Below are 16,242 nucleotides of genomic sequence, written 5' to 3'. Positions count from 1 at the left end.
CCGAAGCGGTTACTTACATTGCCACGAGGTTGTCGGTGTTCCGGGCACGACTCCGAAAACACCGTTTAACGGATCGTTGGCGACCACGTTACAAGCAAAGTAGAACGCCGACAGCATACCTCCCTGATACATCTGCTCCACCGCTGGAACCAACATCAGCGATGGGCCATTTGCCTGTCCACCCCGGTCAGTGGATGCGAATGGATACTCATCGCACCACAATAAAGTCTGGCTTGCAACGTTTCCGGAACAGCGCGGATCGCTCCGCAGCCAAGCTCTGGAATGTGGCGGCGAAATCCGCCGCAAAGGCGATGCGGGCGCGCCGGTCGCTATCGCCGATGCGATATGAGCGGTCGTAAACGGGGTATCCATGCCCGAGTAGAAGATATTGAATTTGCTCACATCGCACGCCCCGCCCGAGCCGATTGCCGTCGAGAAGGACAGCGCGGCATTCAAAGCGCAGGCGGCAACCGCGGCACCGGCAACGGCCAGCGTCACCTTCGCGAGAAGGAGCGCCGCGCTCGCGATCGCTGCGGTATTGATGCTAATGCTTATGCTGATGCTCGGCATCGCCATCGCTACACCCGCAAAATGTCCCGAGGGATCCACCAAGTTAACCGGATCTCCGTTTGCATACACGTATTTGTGTAGCGATTTCGGATCATAGATGTTGCCCTGGAAGCTATCCATCGACGTGAAGCGCCCGACACCCGGATCGTAATAGCGGGCTCTAAGGTAATAGAAAGCCGTCTCTGGATCGAACTCTTCACCGGTAAACAGATACCGGTTATCGGTAATTCCGGAGGAATTCAGCAGATTACCGAATGCGTCGTAAGCATAGCGGTCGGTGATCCCGGCGCCAAAATCCGTCAGCAAGCGCGTGCTGCCCAAGCCATCGTAATGGTAGAAACGAATCTCGGTGCCGCGTTGCTGGCTGATAAGATCGTCGCCATGAATATAGACCACGATGAGCCCGTTGGCAGAGTCACGCTCTTCCAGTACCTCGGGTAACTCCCGGTTCTTATCCACGAGATAGGATGATGTCACTCCGTTACGCACAGTACCGATTCGCACCCCGTCGTCATCGTAGATATATTCGGTGACGTTTCCTGGCTCGGTCGCCTTGACCATGCGATTCTCGTAGTCAAACTCGAATTGAGACGCCGACCCGCCGTTCGACCTTTCAATGAGATTCCCGTTGGCGTCATAGCTATACGTTACCACTCCCTCGCTGATCATCCGGTCATTGTCATCGTATACGTAATTAATGACCTCGCCATCGGTCGTCTTGGATAACCGGTTCCCGACACCGTCGTAAGTATAGGAAACCACTTTTCTCACGATGCCGGATTCGGTGATCTGCTCTTGGGTCAACCGGTACAGTTTGTCGTACGAATAATCGGTCCTGACTCCACCTTCCTCAGTTGCGGCTGTGCGATTGCCGACGGCATCCAGGACATATTCGAACCCTGCCAAAACGCTGCCGTCGCTTGTCACATGGGAAAGGCTCGTAAGTCGGTTCAATGCATCGTAGCCGTAATTTGCTTTGCTGCCGTTTGGATATTCGATCCGCATCCGATTACCCACATTGTCGTATGAATACCGCGTAACTCGGCCTTGAGTGTCAGTAACGGCTATCAGACGATTGATTGCGTCGAACTCATGGTTAATGGTACCCGACGGCAGCGTTACCGATGTTCGGTTACCTTTCGCATCATACTGGTACTCCAGTATCGTTCCATCGGCGTTCACCACTTTCACGGGCATATCCCGCAGATCGTATTCGAAGGTAGTAACGCCATGATCATCAACGATGGTCGTCACTTTACCGGTTGGAGTATAGGAATACGTTATCTGGCTTCCGTTCGGAAGAGTTTTCAAAATAAGTTGATTATTCGAATCATACGAATAGGAAATAGTCTGTCCTTTGAAGTCGGTATGCGTGGAAATATTACCGTTTGCGTCGTACGTGAAAGTTTCCGTCATGCCCAACGGCAACGTCCGACTCAGAATTCGCCCTAGACCATCGTAAGTCCATGTAGTCTGATGACCGTTAGCATCGATCTGGGCTGTCCGATTTCCCACTTCATCATATGCGTACTGAGTTACACCGCCGAGCGCATCCGTAACTCTTATCAATCTTCCCTGTGCATCGTACGCGAATTGCGTGATATTCCCGGCCTGGTCGCTCTCCGAAATTTTCCTGCCAAGCGTGTCATAAGCGAACACCTTGAAGGTTCCGTCTGGGAACACGGTTTTGGTTTTTCGATCGTTCAGGTCATATTCAAAGCGCGTTATGTTGCCATTGGCATCAGTCATGGAGACCTGGTTGCCTTTGGCATCGTAGGCATAGCGCGTTACGTGACCTAACGCATTGGTGACGCTGATCTTGCGGCCAACGGCATCATAGTCATACCGGGTAGTATGCCCATTTTGATCCGTGATCGAACCCACCTTGTCAATTGCGTTATAACTCCTGGTTTCTGAAGTGCCGTCGGGGAACTGGGTACGGACCAGTCTGTTGTTGCCATCATACTCATAGCTTGTGATCCGACCGGCCCTGTCAGTCGAACCTATGCGATTGTTTTCCGCATCATAGGTATACGCTTCAAAGGTTCCATCAGCATAAGTGGTTTGAATGAGATTACCGATGTCGTCATAGTATCGGGTTAGCCGATTGCCATTCTTATCGGTAAAGGTCTCCTCTTTGCCCAAACTGTTATATGTGAACCTTACCGAGTTACCCAGTGCATCGATCTGCTCAATCGGCTTATTGCGTTTGTCGTAGAGCATGCTTGTAGTAACGACAACCACATTCCCATTCGCGTCAGTCCTGGATGAGGACTCGGAGGTCTTATTGCCATTAACGTCATATTGATAGGTCGTGATGTTCCCGGCAGCATCGATATACTTAGTTCTATTCCCGGAAGCATCATATTCATATTTAAGGAGATTACCCTCGGCGTCCTGCGTAGAAGTTCGATTCCCACGCGCATCATAGGTATGGGAGGTTGTATTTCCCGCTGGGTCCACGGTACTGATCAAATTTCCTTTGGCGTCATAGTTGTTAACCGTTTTGCGCCCGAGCGGATCGGTTATCGTCAATAACTGGTTCCGGGTATTGTAGGTATAGGTAGTGACGTTACCGCCAGCATCGGTCTCGGAAGTCCGGTTGTTATTCTGGTCATAGGTAAACGTCTTTCGATTGCCTAAAGGGTCGGTGATTGACAGCTCGTTTCCGCGATCGTCATAAGTATGCGTTGTCGTATTACCTAAAAGATCGGTTTCGGAGGTCAAATTGCCCTTATCGTCATAAGTGCTAACCGTAACATTGCCATTACGGTCTCGACGAATTTCCCGCTGACCGGCCACATCATGAATTAGCTCAACTCTGTTTCCTTTAGTATCTATCGTTGCAATTAGCCGACCTTCGGCGTCATATTCGTTACGCGCAGGCACATTACCGCGCGGATCACGAATCTCCAATAAGCCATGGCTGAAGTTGTACTTGAATCTCGTGCTGTTACCTTCAGGATCGGTATGGGTAATCAAGTCTCCCTGGACATCATAAGCATATTGAATTACGTTCCCATTAGGATCGGTAATTTTGGTAATACGCCCTTGGCTATCGCGGGTAAAGGTGATGCCTTTGCCACTGGAATGCATGATACCCGTCGTTCCGATGGTCAACGAATTGCCGTTAGCATCGCTGACTTTTTGCACACCTGAATCCTTGTTAATGATGAATACACGACCTTCGGGCGTGCTGTATTCGAAGGTAGTTGGATTATAGACAGTGAAAAAGTCGCCATCGTCCAACAAAGTTACTGCCCCGGGCTGCGAGCCGGAGACGAAAATGCCGCCGCTTAGAGGTCTTAGCTTGCCGAGGGTCCCGGGCCGCGCCTTGTAGACCGGGGTGACGAAATCCAGCGGGAACAACAGCTGACTGCTTGGCTCGGTCGATAGGTCGAATTGCTCTACCTTGCCGTCCGGCAGAGTAATACTGACGACATGGCTTTGGTTGGGCACCAGGGTGTAGGTTGGGAAAAAGCCGCCGCTCTTGTTCACCTGCCAACCCGAGCCCTGCTCTCGATTGACGCGCAGTCTCAAAGTCTGCAGATCCAGCCGCCAACCGAAGCCGAAATCGCCGCTCGTCTTGTCCCGGCTGTCGTAAACCCGGGTGATGGTGATCGGAATGCCGGCAACCGGGATGTTCAGATCCTGGAAAGCCAGGCTGAAATTGCCCACTTTCTGGTCACGGCCCACCTGAACCTGCACACTGACCTGAGCCGTGTTGCCGCCTTTGTCATAGGTGGTCAGGCGCAGGGTATAGAGATCATTGAGCAGCAACGTGGGATCGAAGGTACCGAGCGTGCCGTTAACCACCGGCGTCGTACCGGTCGCGAGCACAGTGAAATGGGTCTCGCCGGCAGGAGCATAATCGAGTACGTACTTCAGGAAGTTGGCGTCGCTCGCGGTGCCCTTGACTTCCGTCGGATCGGTCACGGTGCTGTCTGCCGCGGGAGCGGTGAGGACCGCAATCGGCAGAGTGGTATCCGAGACCGTCGCACTGACGGTTAGGAGGGTAGTACCAGCGATCGCGCCCTGGCTGGCACGGATCGTCGTGCTACCTTCGGTCAGGGCCGTGACCACCCCATCGGCCGTGATGGCGGCCACTGACGGATTACTGCTGTCCCAAGTCACTTGCCCCGTCATGTCTTGACCGGTGCCGTCGCTGTTGGTGCCGATGGCACTGAACGGCTGGGTCTGCCCCACCAGGATCGTGGGGCTCGGTGGAGTTACCGTGAGCTGGCTCAGAACCACCGGCGCAGCCCCGGTAGAGACAATCAGGTCGACCGGCGTACCGGCAGCCACGTTGGTTCCACCGACCGGTGTCTGGCTGACGACGCTGCCGGACGGGATCGTATCGCTACTCTGCTGGGTGACGATACCGACGCTCAGTCCGACGCCGGTAATGGCGGCCGTAGCCGCTGCCTGGGTTTGGCCGACGACATTCGGCACAGTGACTAGGGCGGGACCGGAGGAAACGACTAGGTTAACCGCCGAACCCTTGGCGACGGACGCCCCGGCCAGCGGATTCTGGCTGATCACCTGCCCGGCCGGGACCGTATCGCTGGCCGCGGGGGTGACCGTGCCGAGCGTCAACTGGGCGGCGCTGATCGCCGCCGCGGCCGCCGCCTGGGTCTGACCGACCAGGTTCGGCACACTGACCAGCGCCGGGCCCGTGGACACCACGAGGGTGACCGCACTGGCCTTCTCCACCTCGGTGCCGGCCACCGGAGCCTGGCTGATCACGGTTCCGGCGGGCACGGTGTCGCTGGCTTGTGCGGTGATCGCGCCCACCGTCAGTTGCGCGGTGATAAGGGTGGCCTCGGCCGCCGCCTGGGTCTCACCGACCACATTCGGTACCGTGACCATGACCGGCTTGGCCTCGATCGTGACCGTGTCGGCCTCGCTGTTGAGCTGGCCGTCGTTCACGATGAGTTGCAGCACATAGGCGCCGGTCCGATCCGCGACGAAGGTGGGGGTCGCGCTGGCAGGATCCGACAGCGTGGCCGTGCTGTCCTGGGGCTTGGCCGTGAACGACCACTGGTAGGTCAAGGGGTGGTGGTCGGCATCGCCGGAGGCGCCGCCGTCCAGCTGCACGGCATCGCCTGCTTTAACCTCCTGGTCGGGTCCGGCATTCGCTACCGGCCGGCTGTTTTCGGTGCTGATGATGACGTTCGCGGGATCACTCGCCAGGTGACCATCGTTGACGATCAGCTGGGCGATATACGAACCGGGGAGATCGACCAGGAACTGCGGCTGTTGCGCGCCAGGGTCGGACAATGTGGCGGCGCTGCCGAACGGAATGCTCGTCAATGACCATAGGTAGGTCAGAGGGTCGTTCTCGGCATCGGAGGAGAGACTTCCGTCCAGCGTAACAGTAGTCTGCAGATGTACCGTCTGAGGAGTGCCGGCATTCGCCACGGGCTTGGTGTTCTCGGTCGTCAGGATCACCGAGGCCGGCGCGCTGTTGGCTTTGCCGTCATTGACGATCAGCTGGGCGACATAATCACCGGGCAGATCGGCGGTGAATTTGGGTTTGACCAGGCTCGGATCGGAGAGAGAGGCAGTGCTATTGGCCGGTTTTCCGATCAGCGACCACAAGAAGCTGAGGGTGTCGCCGTCAATGTCCATGGAGGCACTGCCGTCCAGCACCACTTCCGCCTGGAGCGCGATCTTGCGGTCCGACCCGGCATGGGCCACCGGCGGCGTGTTTTCGGTGCTGATGATGAGCGGCGTCGGAGTGCTGTCCTCGGTGCCGTCGTTGACGATGAGTTCGACCGTGTACTGGCCGGCCTTGTCGATCGGCAGGGTCGGTGTCACGGTGGCTGAATCCGACAGAATCGCCGTGCTGCCCGCCGGCTGGCTCGTGAGGGTCCATCGGAAGGTCAGGGGGTCGCCGTCGACATCCGATGATGCGCTGCCGTCGAGCTGCGCGGTTTGTCCCACGCGAACCGCTTGGTTCAGACGGGCCACCGCCACGGGCGGAGTATTGAGCGTGCTGATCGTGACCTGGGCCGGCAGGCTGGATGCCTTGCCATCATCGACCACGAGCTGGAGGGTGTAGTCGCCGGGCCGGTCGATCACAAACGTCGGCTTGATGGCGGCGGCATCGCTGAGCTGCGCCGTACTACCCGGGGGGACCGCCACGAAGGACCAGGCATAGGTGAGATCATCGCCGTCCGGATCGGACGAGCCGCTGCCGTCCAAGGTGACGGTGCCGCCCACGGCCATGGTTTGGCCGGCCCCCGCGTTTGCTGCCGGGGCTCGATTGGCCTGGACCGTCCACACCAAATCGTTCGGATTAAACGGGACGGTGCGGTTTTGGCGAATGGTGAACGTGTCCTGACTGAACAGCGTCGCGCCGCCCGTTACTTCGCCGAAAAACACCGCGCCATCGACGATCATCGTGCTGGCGGCCTGGCTCACCACGGTGGCGGCGACGTCGGGGAAGGTCTCCGTACCGCTGTTGGTGATCTCCGCGCGGTAGGTAAAGTCGATCAGCGTGCTGGACACGCGCTTGGACCCGATCAGCTGGTAGGTCCCGGTGACCGCTAACTCGGTGACTGCCGCGGATGATGGAGAGTCGGAAGGCGTTGCAGCAACAGCGGGGGCCGGCAGACCGAGAAAGATTTGAGTGAAGATTAAAAGCCGCGCGAAAAAGCGGAATAGCGCGGTCTCGTTGAAATGCTCGAGAAATCCTTTGTAGGTATCGGTCTGCATGGACATCGCCATAATCCTTATCTCCCCTCAGATTTAGTAGGCGGCAGGTGTAGACGAGCCGCTTTTGTCACTGCCAACAATCCGGCAGCGGAAAAATGGCTACGGCTTGGAAAGCTCGCGTTGGCTGCGCCGGGTCCGAAACCAGGTCAATCCGAACAGTCCTACGAGCAGCAACGCGGGAACCGCGGGTTCTGGGATCGCTTCACCGAACGGTCTGGTGCGCCCGGCTTCGAGGATGTCGAAGTTGGCATCGTAAATCGCAAAGCTTTGCCCACCCGGGGCTCCGGTCCCGGGCCAGACAAAGTTGACGCTGAAATAAGTATCGGGAAGATTCGGTAGAACCGGCGAAACGGCGACGATCTCGGCATAAAAACGGCCGTCGTCCGGCAGGACCGGGTCGGGCTGAAGGAGGACGACCGTCCAGTCGCCATTGGGCGCCAGCGGATCGCTCAAGTCGCCCGCCTGGTAGCCCTCGCTCAGATTGAAGAACACATCGAACCCCACGGCCGATCCGGGCAAGCCGCTAACGTCATAGCGGTATTGCCAGAGATCCTGACCGACCACGCTGTCGGCGAGATCGATCGCCTGATAGCGAATCACCGTCGCACTTGCATTCGAACCAGAACAGATAAGGAGCAAGCCAAGACTGGCTTTTAGAAGACTTTTCATCCGGATCCTTCCCCAATCAAAGCGGACAAAATGGGCTTGTTCGTAGACGCCCTATGGTTGGCGCTCGAAACCCGTCGACGTCACTCCGAGCGAGCGGCCTACCGGGATAAGCGCTTATTACCGTCGAACATCAGAAGCGTACGGACGACTCAAATGACTTGCCGACCATAACTGCCTCATGTACAAGGCAAGGCCTGTGCCATAAATGCAACAGATATGATAATAAATTGATTTTATGGAGCTTTTTGTGTGATGCAGGGAACTTTAGCAACTCAGGTCCCTTATCGGCCGGCGAGACCGTAAAAGATTTCGACACTCGCGGTGAGGTTTTTTAACGAGTGTTCTCAGACTGATACACCTAAGCACATGTTTGTATTGAAGATTGAGCACGCCGCACCGAACTCTGGTATGTAAAAATTTTTGACATTGCAACTCCGGTTTAAGCCACCTCGATAGCCGAGAGTGCCGGAACTTCCGTTGCCACCCCGCCCCGTACATCACCGCTCGTGGTTATCGCCTGATTCAATAGGGCCCGGCCCTCGGCTTGCCTAAGGGCGAAGATCGCGCCCCCGACGATCATGTGCGAACGACTGAGATAACCGGAAGAATGAACGCCGAAGTTTCAAATGAAGAAATGATGGTGAGCTATGCCGGAGGCGAACCCATGACCATGGACCGGTAGACCCTAAATCCAGTGAATGGCTTCTACGGAAGCCGCTGTCAATTAAGGCTATTCAATATCAGTTGTTTAATTCCGGTTATCGGCAACTGATCAACCGCAAAGTCGCGCCGGGAAGAGATCAAAACGGGATTCAAGTCAGCCGATTGGTGGCACCGGCCATGAGTGCCCTTAACCAGGTCCGGTTTGAGTGGAATCACATCCATCAACATTCGGAAGCCTAGTTGCTTTTGGAGCAGCCGAAACCCAATTTTCAGCTTTGGCCACCGGATGTCCGGATCGACGAAAAGCTCCACCGGATCGTAGCCCGGCTTGCGATGGATATCGACCGTACGGGCAAAGTCAGGACTCTTCGCATCGTCCTGCCAATAGTAATAGCTGAACCAATGCCCGGGTTCGGCGATGGCGATCAATTCCCCGGAGCGCGGATGATCCAGGCCCATTTCGGCTTTTCCCTGCTCCGCCAGTACTCGCTCGATACCCGGTACCGTGCCAAGCAAGCGTTCCACGGCAGGACTGTCCGAAGCGTTCCGCACGTAGACATGGGCTATCTGATGATCGGCCACGGCGAAGGCGCGCGACGCGCCGAAGTCCAGCAACTCGTAGCCGAGGGTCTCGCGCACGGCGATGTAGCCCTGTTCGCGCAAAACTTTATTGATATGGACACAGCCCGTGGCCGGCTCGATGCCGTACTCGGAGACCACCATAACATCGGCTCCCTGAGCCCTAACGTGGTCGATCAAGTCTCCCGCGACGGCATCGATGGCGCGGACGTCTTCCCATATTCGCGGATCGGCCGGCCCGAGGCGCTGAAGGTTGTAATCCAGGTGCGGCAGATACACCAGTTGCAGTTTGCAGGGATGATGGTCGAACGTCCATTTGGCGGCATTTGCGATCCAGCTCGACGATCGTAAGTCCGCCGCCGGGCCCCAAAAGTTAAACATCGGGAAAGGACCCAATTCGGCTTCGATCCTCCGGTGCAGATCTGCGGGATTCGAGTAAAGCGCCGGAATTTTCCGCCCATCCGCGGGATAAATGGGGCGTGGGGTAACAGAGTACTCCACGTCAGCGTACATGTTGTACCACCAGAAGAGTTGAGCGCAGCTGAAATCGCGGATGGACATTTTCGCTGCATCCCAAACCTTCTCGCCATGGACGAGATGATTGGACTGACGCCAGAACCATACTTCGGCAAGATCGCGAAAATACCAGCCGTTGGCGACTATTCCGTGCTCCCGGGGAAGGGAACCGGTCAGCATCGATGCTTGGGCGGTACACGTCACGCCCGGAAAAACCGGCTCCAAATTAGCGACAAATCCATCCGTAATCAGCCGGTTCAAATGTGGCGTGTGCTCGCCCAAGAGCGAAGGATTAAGCCCAACGATATCGATCACAACCAGTCGTTTCATGGTTTAGCATCAATCATTAATAACGAGAAATTTGGAGCTTAAGCTCAAGAACTTAACTTCACAACGGATGAATAAGGACCAGTCGGAGCAATGGCGATATGGGTACGGAGTCCCGAAAATCAATTGAGAACAAACACCCAGACCGAACAGGTTGTATCCGTGCGATCTTTCAGATGTATGCGGGTGGACATCGCTATACCACCCTGGTCAAGACCCTGAGCGGCGATCCAACCGATGCTGCGTCGGCGGCGCTATCTCGGGTGAATCCCGTTTGGCGAGTACCGAAACACCCGTCAGGGCGGATCGGCGAAGAAGCGGATGCCCCAGGCGGACCATCTCGAAATCCGTCGGCCCGAAGCTCGCCATCGTATCTCAAGACCTCCGGGATGAAGTCCAGGCCGGCTCGAAGCGGCGCCCCAAAATTATCTCAAAGCGACCGGAGGCGAGCGCTTCTATCGCCCCGATCCCCGAAGGAATCGAAGTATCTTCTCTCGAGCCTGGCCTGCAGCAGTCTTTGCGGGAGCAACATCGTGGCCTTGGGCGGCAAGCGGAATCACTACTACTATGACTGTTCGTACCACCACAGCCGCGGCGCCAGCGTCTGCGTGAACGATCACAAAGTCCGGGTGGAGACGCTCGATCAGGAGATCCTGTCCGGTCCCGGGTGACGATTCTCACGTCCGAGGCGATCGATTATGTGATTGAAAAGGCCCTGAGCCTCATCAAGCAAGCCCTGACGACTGAGCCGCCCGACTATCTGGGCGAGATCCAAAAGCTCAAAAAGGAACTGGCCAACTTCATGGCGCTGATTGCCTCGGGCCAGACGTCCACCAGCATCCTCGCAGAAACCCCCAAACGCGAACCCCGGATCCAAAGCCTTGACGAGGACATGAGGCGTTTGAGCGAAACGCCGGCCGCATGGGATCCGCGCCAGCTTCGCCAGCAACTTCATGACGAGATTGGATGCTTCAAGATCCAGATGCAGGGCGATGTGGCCGCGGCACGAAAGGCGCTCCGGAAACTGCTCAAGGAACCGATTCGGCGTATTCCGGTGGAACGGGACGGCAAGAAAGTCTTGCTGGCGGAACGACAAACGACCGTTGGGACCTTGCTGCCCCAAGGTTATATAAACGTGGCGTGCCACAGAGGATGAATCTGGGCACTGGAAGGAATCTTTAGTCTGGCGCTAACGCCGCAAGATGGCGTACTCCTGCTACGTTAAAGAGGAAATATCAAATCCTTGCCGCCTGGTTGCAGGACACCATCCGCTGGCAGTATTCCCTTCTGATACGGCGAAGATACGAGTGGCTCAAGCCAGCACAATCGGGGTCGGGTTCAGGCGTAAATCCCAGCCTTGCCCTTAGCTATCGGCAAAGCCAAGTGGGCTGCTGATGAAGTGAGCCAGGTCCGGCGGGTCGTCTGTTACCGAACTTTGGGCAGCGCTCCGACATCAGACACGGCAGGTGAAGCTCGTGCGGATTTCGGGATTGTTTTCGTTGGGCGCACTGCTTATCGAAATGGGGGCGCCCTCTACGAACGCACCGAAGCCTCACCGCTGGCGGAGTACGATCAAGGCATATTCCATACTGTCGGACAACGCTCGCCAGCTGGCCTCGATAATGTTGGGGCTCGCACCCACCGTTGTCCACGCGCATTCGCCATGGCAAAAATCCATAAGGACGCGCGTAACGGCTCCGGTACCCCGCTCGGTGTTCAGGATGCGCACTTTATAGTCGGTCAGCTGAACCTGTTCGAGCTCCGGATAGTACCGGCAAAGCACTTCATGGACCGCTTGGGCCAGCGCATTCACCGGCCCATTGCCTTCGGCGGCGGCGAATCGCACGTCTCCCCCTATGCGGATTTTGACGGTCGCTTCGGACAATAAACCGCGGCCATGGCGGTGTTCCGCCAACACCATGAAATCGATGAGCTCGAACGGCGATTGGTAATCCGAACCGGCGCGATGCAGCAGAAGGTCCACCGAGGCTTCCGCGGCGTCGAAAGCAAACCCCTGATGCTCCAATTTTTTTATCTGATGCAGCACCCGCTGCGCCGCATCCTCCGAGAGTTCGAGCCCATGAAGCCGAGCCCGGGAAAGCAGATTGCCGCGCCCGGATAACTCCGACACGACCGTACGGGTCACATTACCTACCAGAGCGGGATCGATATGCTGATAACTGTCGGCACTCTTCAGGACGGCCGCCGCATGGCCCCCCCCTTGTGCGCGAACGCGCTCTCCCCAACGTAAGGCTGCTGCTTGGAATGGCTCAGATTGGCGATCTCCGCCACATATCTCGACAGGCTCGTGAGCTCGCGAAACTGTTCCGAAGCCAGTACCGAATACCCCATCTTGAGTTGCAAGGCCGGGATGATGCTCGTGAGATCCGCATTGCCGACACGCTCTCCGTACCCGTTGATGGTGCCTTGAATCTGGACACAGCCCGCACGCACCGCCGCCAAGGAGTTGGCTACCGCGCACGCGCTATCGTTGTGGACATGAATCCCGAGCCGGCCCGGGATGCGGCGACTGACCGCCGCCACGATCGCTTCGATTTCCCAGGGCAAACTGCCCCCATTGGTGTCGCACAGGACCAGAAAGTCGGCTCCGCTTTCTGCCGCAGACTGCAGCGTCGCTAGAGCGTAGTCCGGGTTTGCCTTGTAGCCGTCGAAATAGTGTTCCGCATCAAAGATCACCTCGAAACCGCGCTGCTTCATGAACGCCACGCTGTCTCGAATCATCACCAGATTCTCTTCAGGCGTAGTATTCAACACCCTGCTGACCTGAAAGTCCCAGCTTTTTCCAACCAGCGCCACGGCAGGCGTGCCGGCACTGATCAGGGCCGCAAGATTCCGGTCGTCCTCACAGCGGCTGTGCTTTCGCCGGGTGCTGCCGAACGCCACCAGCCGTGCCTGTTGGAGCCCGATATCACGGACGCGGTTGAAGAATTCGGCATCTTTCGGATTGGATCCGGGCCAACCGCCTTCGATGTAATGGATCCCGATCCGGTCAAGCCGCCTCGCGATCGCCAGCTTGTCCTCACAGGACCAGGAAACCTCTTCCCGCTGGGAGCCATCGCGGAGCGTGGTGTCATACAGGAAAAGTTGAACCATTCTCGTCTCTCTTGTTAAGTCATCGGCGGCATGGATGATCTGCGTGTACCCGCGTCGGATAAGCTAAGAGCACGCAGGAGTCCCTCGAACGACGGAGCTAAGCAAGGGACATCAGCAGGTCTTTTGATCTTTTATGGGCATTGTACGGTTGAGTCCGTCAAGGTGACATGAATTCGGAGGGTGAGCTCGATAACGACCGTAAATACCTTCATCGATTTGGCCGCCCGGGCTATGTCATACACCCGCCGAGCGTTCATGCTATTGCCGAGGTCCATGGCGATCACGATCAGATCGGCGCCTTTGAGGACGTCGGGCAGCGGAATCCCCGCTTTCGAAACTTTCTTAACCGTGTTTTCGATGCGGTAGAGCGTGTCTGCTTGGGTTGGATCGACATGGAAAAACTCGACCTCCCCGAACCAAAGCCGATGTTCGGCGATTGGCTTGACGATTTCACATCCACTATCGCCTATAGCGATAATCTTGATGCGAGGGGTATCGTCCCAGAAAAGGGGCTGGATTTCAGGATCGAAAGTGTTCTCTCCCCTATTCTCCAAGATCGGATTGTCGTTCATGCGCCCGATTCGCTTGAGTTGTTATGCACTGGAAAAGCCTACGTGATCGATACGATAAGTAGCGTCACATCCACTCCCCGGAATTGTGGTTTACTTAATTTATCCCATTGGTATGCTGGTGAGGATATGAATAGCCGATGTCATGAGGACTGACCGCGTGGCCTTTGGGATCGCCTCAAATCGTGCGGTGCCTAGCGCCGACCACGAATCACCTAAGCCTTGGTGCGGGGCTTTAACCACCCGATACCGCTGGCAATTCTGTCTTGCGCAACAATCGCTCCGCCACGATCAAAGCATCCACCGGCCAATCGCACGCCGGCCGCGGCCGGTGAACACCGGACAGTCCGTGGATAGGCCGGCAGGTGAGGAGCCGATTCAGCCAGGCGGCGGGGATGGCCTTGCGGCCGTACACCGCGCCAAGTAAAGCGCCGCAAATGGCCGCGTTGGTGTCGGTATCGCCGCCCCGACCGATCGTATCGACTAGCCCGTCTTCTAAGGACGGTGCGTGCAAGAGCTGATACAGCGCATTTTGCCAGGCGATCAGCACCCAGCCCTGATGTTCCAGAAAATCCTCGGGCGGTGCCTTGTCGGCCCGCCGGGTAGCTGCGAGAACAGTGTCATCGCCCCCGAGTTCATCCGCCCACGTCAGGATGTCGCGATAGAGGCTGGCCGGATCCGGGCCGTTTCGAACCGCTTCCGCGATCGCCCGGACATAAAGCTGATTGATCTGCCGACAAACCGGATGGGGATGGGTCAGCCCCGCATCTTGGGCAGCCCAATCGTCCAATTGAGCCGGATCGGCGTTTGCACCGAAGATCCCTAGGGGACTCACCCGCATCAGGGCGCCGTTCGCCTGGCTGGCCGGATCCGCTGCACGCGACGCCGCCACCACCGGCGCTTCGCTCGCGTTGCCGGCCGCCCGCAAGGCCCGTTCAGTGGCCGCCCCCATGTCGAAGGGCTCCGACCGATACCAGGCTGCATAGGCTTCGGCAACGGCCGCTACGTCATAGGTGCCCTTGGCCACCAGACTACGCGCCAGAGCCAACGCCAACTCCGAGTCGTCGGTCGGCTGCCCCGCAAGCGTCTGCCACACGCCGCCGTCGGCAAGCTGTCGAACGCCGTCAGGATAGTTGCGACGAATTTCATCGGGCATTTGGAATTCCACCAGGCTACCCAAGGCATCCCCGGCCAAATGCCCGAGCAGGCAACCCTGGGCTCTCGCCAGCATCCCTGCATCGATGGGGCCACCGCCTTTCACCGGCCATAACAAGCCAACACAGTCCTGAGGCAGCGGTCGTCGGAAAACCGACTCCCATGCCTTGCCGGCCAAATGCCGGACCAAGGCTTCGGCACCGCCGAACACATCGCCGGTATGGTTGCATTCGCCTTGGGCCGAATAGCGAATCGGTTCGCCACGATCGTCGTAAAGTTCAGCCCCGGCGCCTCGAAGCAGCGCATGGCCGGCCGCCAAATCCCAGGTGGTTGGCCCGTTGAGCGATACGCCCACGTCGCCCTCCCCCGCCGCAACGAGCGCAAGCCGATAGGCAATGCTGGGGACCGCGCGATAGCGCATCGGCGCGACGATCTCCGCGTTCGCGCGGGCATTACGGTCGGCACTTTGCGAAATCAAGGCGGTACAGTCGGCCGTGACCCGGTCGGGCCAAGTTCGCCGAACAATGGTGCCGTTCGGACACACCGGGCTTCCCTCTGCCCACGTGATCAGATCCCCATCGTCATCCGGATAGTTGTAGGCGTAAACCACGCCAAGCACCGGCTCCCCCCGGCGCAACAAGGCGATGGACACGGCGGCACCGCGAAAGCCTTTGAGATAGGCACTCGTGCCGTCGTTGGGATCGACCACCCACAGCAGCTCATCCGCGTTCGAGGGCACTTTTCTCGATCCGAGTTCCTCCCCGAGGTAACCGTACTCGGGAAACGCGGTCGTGAGATGTTCGAAGATCAGCCGTTCGGCCGGCTCGTCCACCTCGGCATGTCCGCCCGATCCTCGGGGTCCCTCTCCTCGGTTGAATTCTGAGCGGAGCAAATTGCCCGCCGCGAGAGCGGCTCGGATGGCGGTCTCGAGTTCCAATGTCATGCGGTCTCCATCCGGTCGACACCGTCCGGTGACCAGCCGAGCTGCTCCAGTTTCCGGAGCGCAGACGCTCGTGTCTCCAGTGAGAAAAGTTGCCGCCAATCCGGGTTAAGGGTCAGAGCTTCCACGGTGTTATCCAGGGCACGGTGCTCCCACATGAGGGTGAGATAGTCGGAAAATCGGGCATTCCCGACGAGCCGCTCGGCGGCCTCCACTGCCCCATGGCAATCGATCATCTGCAAGAGGCGGTTAGGTCGATAGCCGAAATCGCGTTGCGCTCGCTCGCAAAGGTGCTTCAAAGCGCGGTGAAACGACTGCACGAGGTCGGAGTCCGGTGAATGGGTATGTTCAGGCATGGTATGGCCTCCTTAGGCAATGAGATCAATCATGGAATGCGTGTCAGATTACCTTGCCGGCGCG

The 16,242-nt window shown here is 57.7% G+C and carries 10 protein-coding genes; 2 read left to right on the top strand and 8 right to left on the bottom strand.

Annotated elements, in window-relative coordinates; genetic code table 11:
- Positions 1 to 9: 9 nt before the first annotated feature.
- The 3 genes from ACR2TX_RS13940 to ACR2TX_RS13930 form a co-directional block, all read right to left on the bottom strand.
- Positions 10 to 7,296, bottom strand: coding sequence for a PKD domain-containing protein (locus tag ACR2TX_RS13940; RefSeq protein WP_434129858.1), 7,287 nt, complete (start codon positions 7,294 to 7,296; stop codon positions 10 to 12).
- A 93-nt stretch (positions 7,297 to 7,389) separates the two neighbouring features.
- Entirely contained in the window at positions 7,390 to 7,959 is a 570-nt protein-coding gene (locus ACR2TX_RS13935; protein ID WP_077728985.1) for a PEP-CTERM sorting domain-containing protein, read from the bottom strand.
- 720 nt (positions 7,960 to 8,679) lie between these two features.
- Positions 8,680 to 10,047 carry an alkaline phosphatase family protein gene (locus ACR2TX_RS13930; protein WP_434129856.1) on the bottom strand — a complete coding sequence of 456 codons (1,368 nt, stop codon included), beginning with the start codon at positions 10,045 to 10,047 and terminating at the stop codon, positions 8,680 to 8,682.
- Between the two features lie 173 nt (positions 10,048 to 10,220).
- Here ACR2TX_RS13930 and ACR2TX_RS13925 point away from each other — a divergent pair, with 173 nt between their 5' ends.
- A complete protein-coding gene (locus tag ACR2TX_RS13925) occupies positions 10,221 to 10,715 on the top strand; it encodes a recombinase zinc beta ribbon domain-containing protein (RefSeq protein WP_143735086.1) in 495 nt (164 codons plus the stop codon).
- Entirely contained in the window at positions 10,712 to 11,200 is a 489-nt protein-coding gene (locus ACR2TX_RS13920) for a hypothetical protein (RefSeq protein ID WP_434129855.1), read from the top strand. Before ACR2TX_RS13925 ends, ACR2TX_RS13920 begins: the two co-directional genes overlap by 4 nt.
- A gap of 396 nt (positions 11,201 to 11,596) precedes the next feature.
- Here the strand turns inward: ACR2TX_RS13920 and ACR2TX_RS13915 are convergent, their stop codons facing one another.
- From ACR2TX_RS13915 to ACR2TX_RS13895, 5 genes are all read right to left on the bottom strand, one after another.
- Entirely contained in the window at positions 11,597 to 12,214 is a 618-nt protein-coding gene (locus ACR2TX_RS13915; RefSeq protein WP_434132476.1) for an alpha-isopropylmalate synthase regulatory domain-containing protein, read from the bottom strand.
- A 23-nt stretch (positions 12,215 to 12,237) separates the two neighbouring features.
- Positions 12,238 to 13,158: a citramalate synthase gene (gene cimA / locus ACR2TX_RS13910; RefSeq protein WP_205781110.1), complete on the bottom strand. Its 921-nt coding sequence runs from the start codon at positions 13,156 to 13,158 to the stop codon at positions 12,238 to 12,240.
- 131 nt (positions 13,159 to 13,289) lie between these two features.
- Positions 13,290 to 13,730 carry a hypothetical protein gene (locus ACR2TX_RS13905; protein WP_086134835.1) on the bottom strand — a complete coding sequence of 147 codons (441 nt, stop codon included), beginning with the start codon at positions 13,728 to 13,730 and terminating at the stop codon, positions 13,290 to 13,292.
- A gap of 232 nt (positions 13,731 to 13,962) precedes the next feature.
- Positions 13,963 to 15,825, bottom strand: a complete 1,863-nt coding sequence (locus tag ACR2TX_RS13900) for an inositol monophosphatase family protein (RefSeq protein ID WP_086134834.1) — start codon at positions 15,823 to 15,825, stop codon at positions 13,963 to 13,965.
- Complete coding sequence (locus tag ACR2TX_RS13895) at positions 15,822 to 16,178, bottom strand: hypothetical protein (protein ID WP_086134833.1); 357 nt, start codon at positions 16,176 to 16,178, stop codon at positions 15,822 to 15,824. The genes ACR2TX_RS13900 and ACR2TX_RS13895 overlap by 4 nt, the downstream gene beginning before the upstream one ends.
- Positions 16,179 to 16,242: the final 64 nt, after the last annotated feature.

This window comes from Methylocaldum sp. GT1BB, assembly GCF_051027545.1.
Taxonomy (GTDB): Bacteria; Pseudomonadota; Gammaproteobacteria; order Methylococcales; family Methylococcaceae; genus Methylocaldum.
Note: the sequence above shows the minus strand (reverse complement) of the source record. Positions and strands in the feature narration are given on the sequence as shown.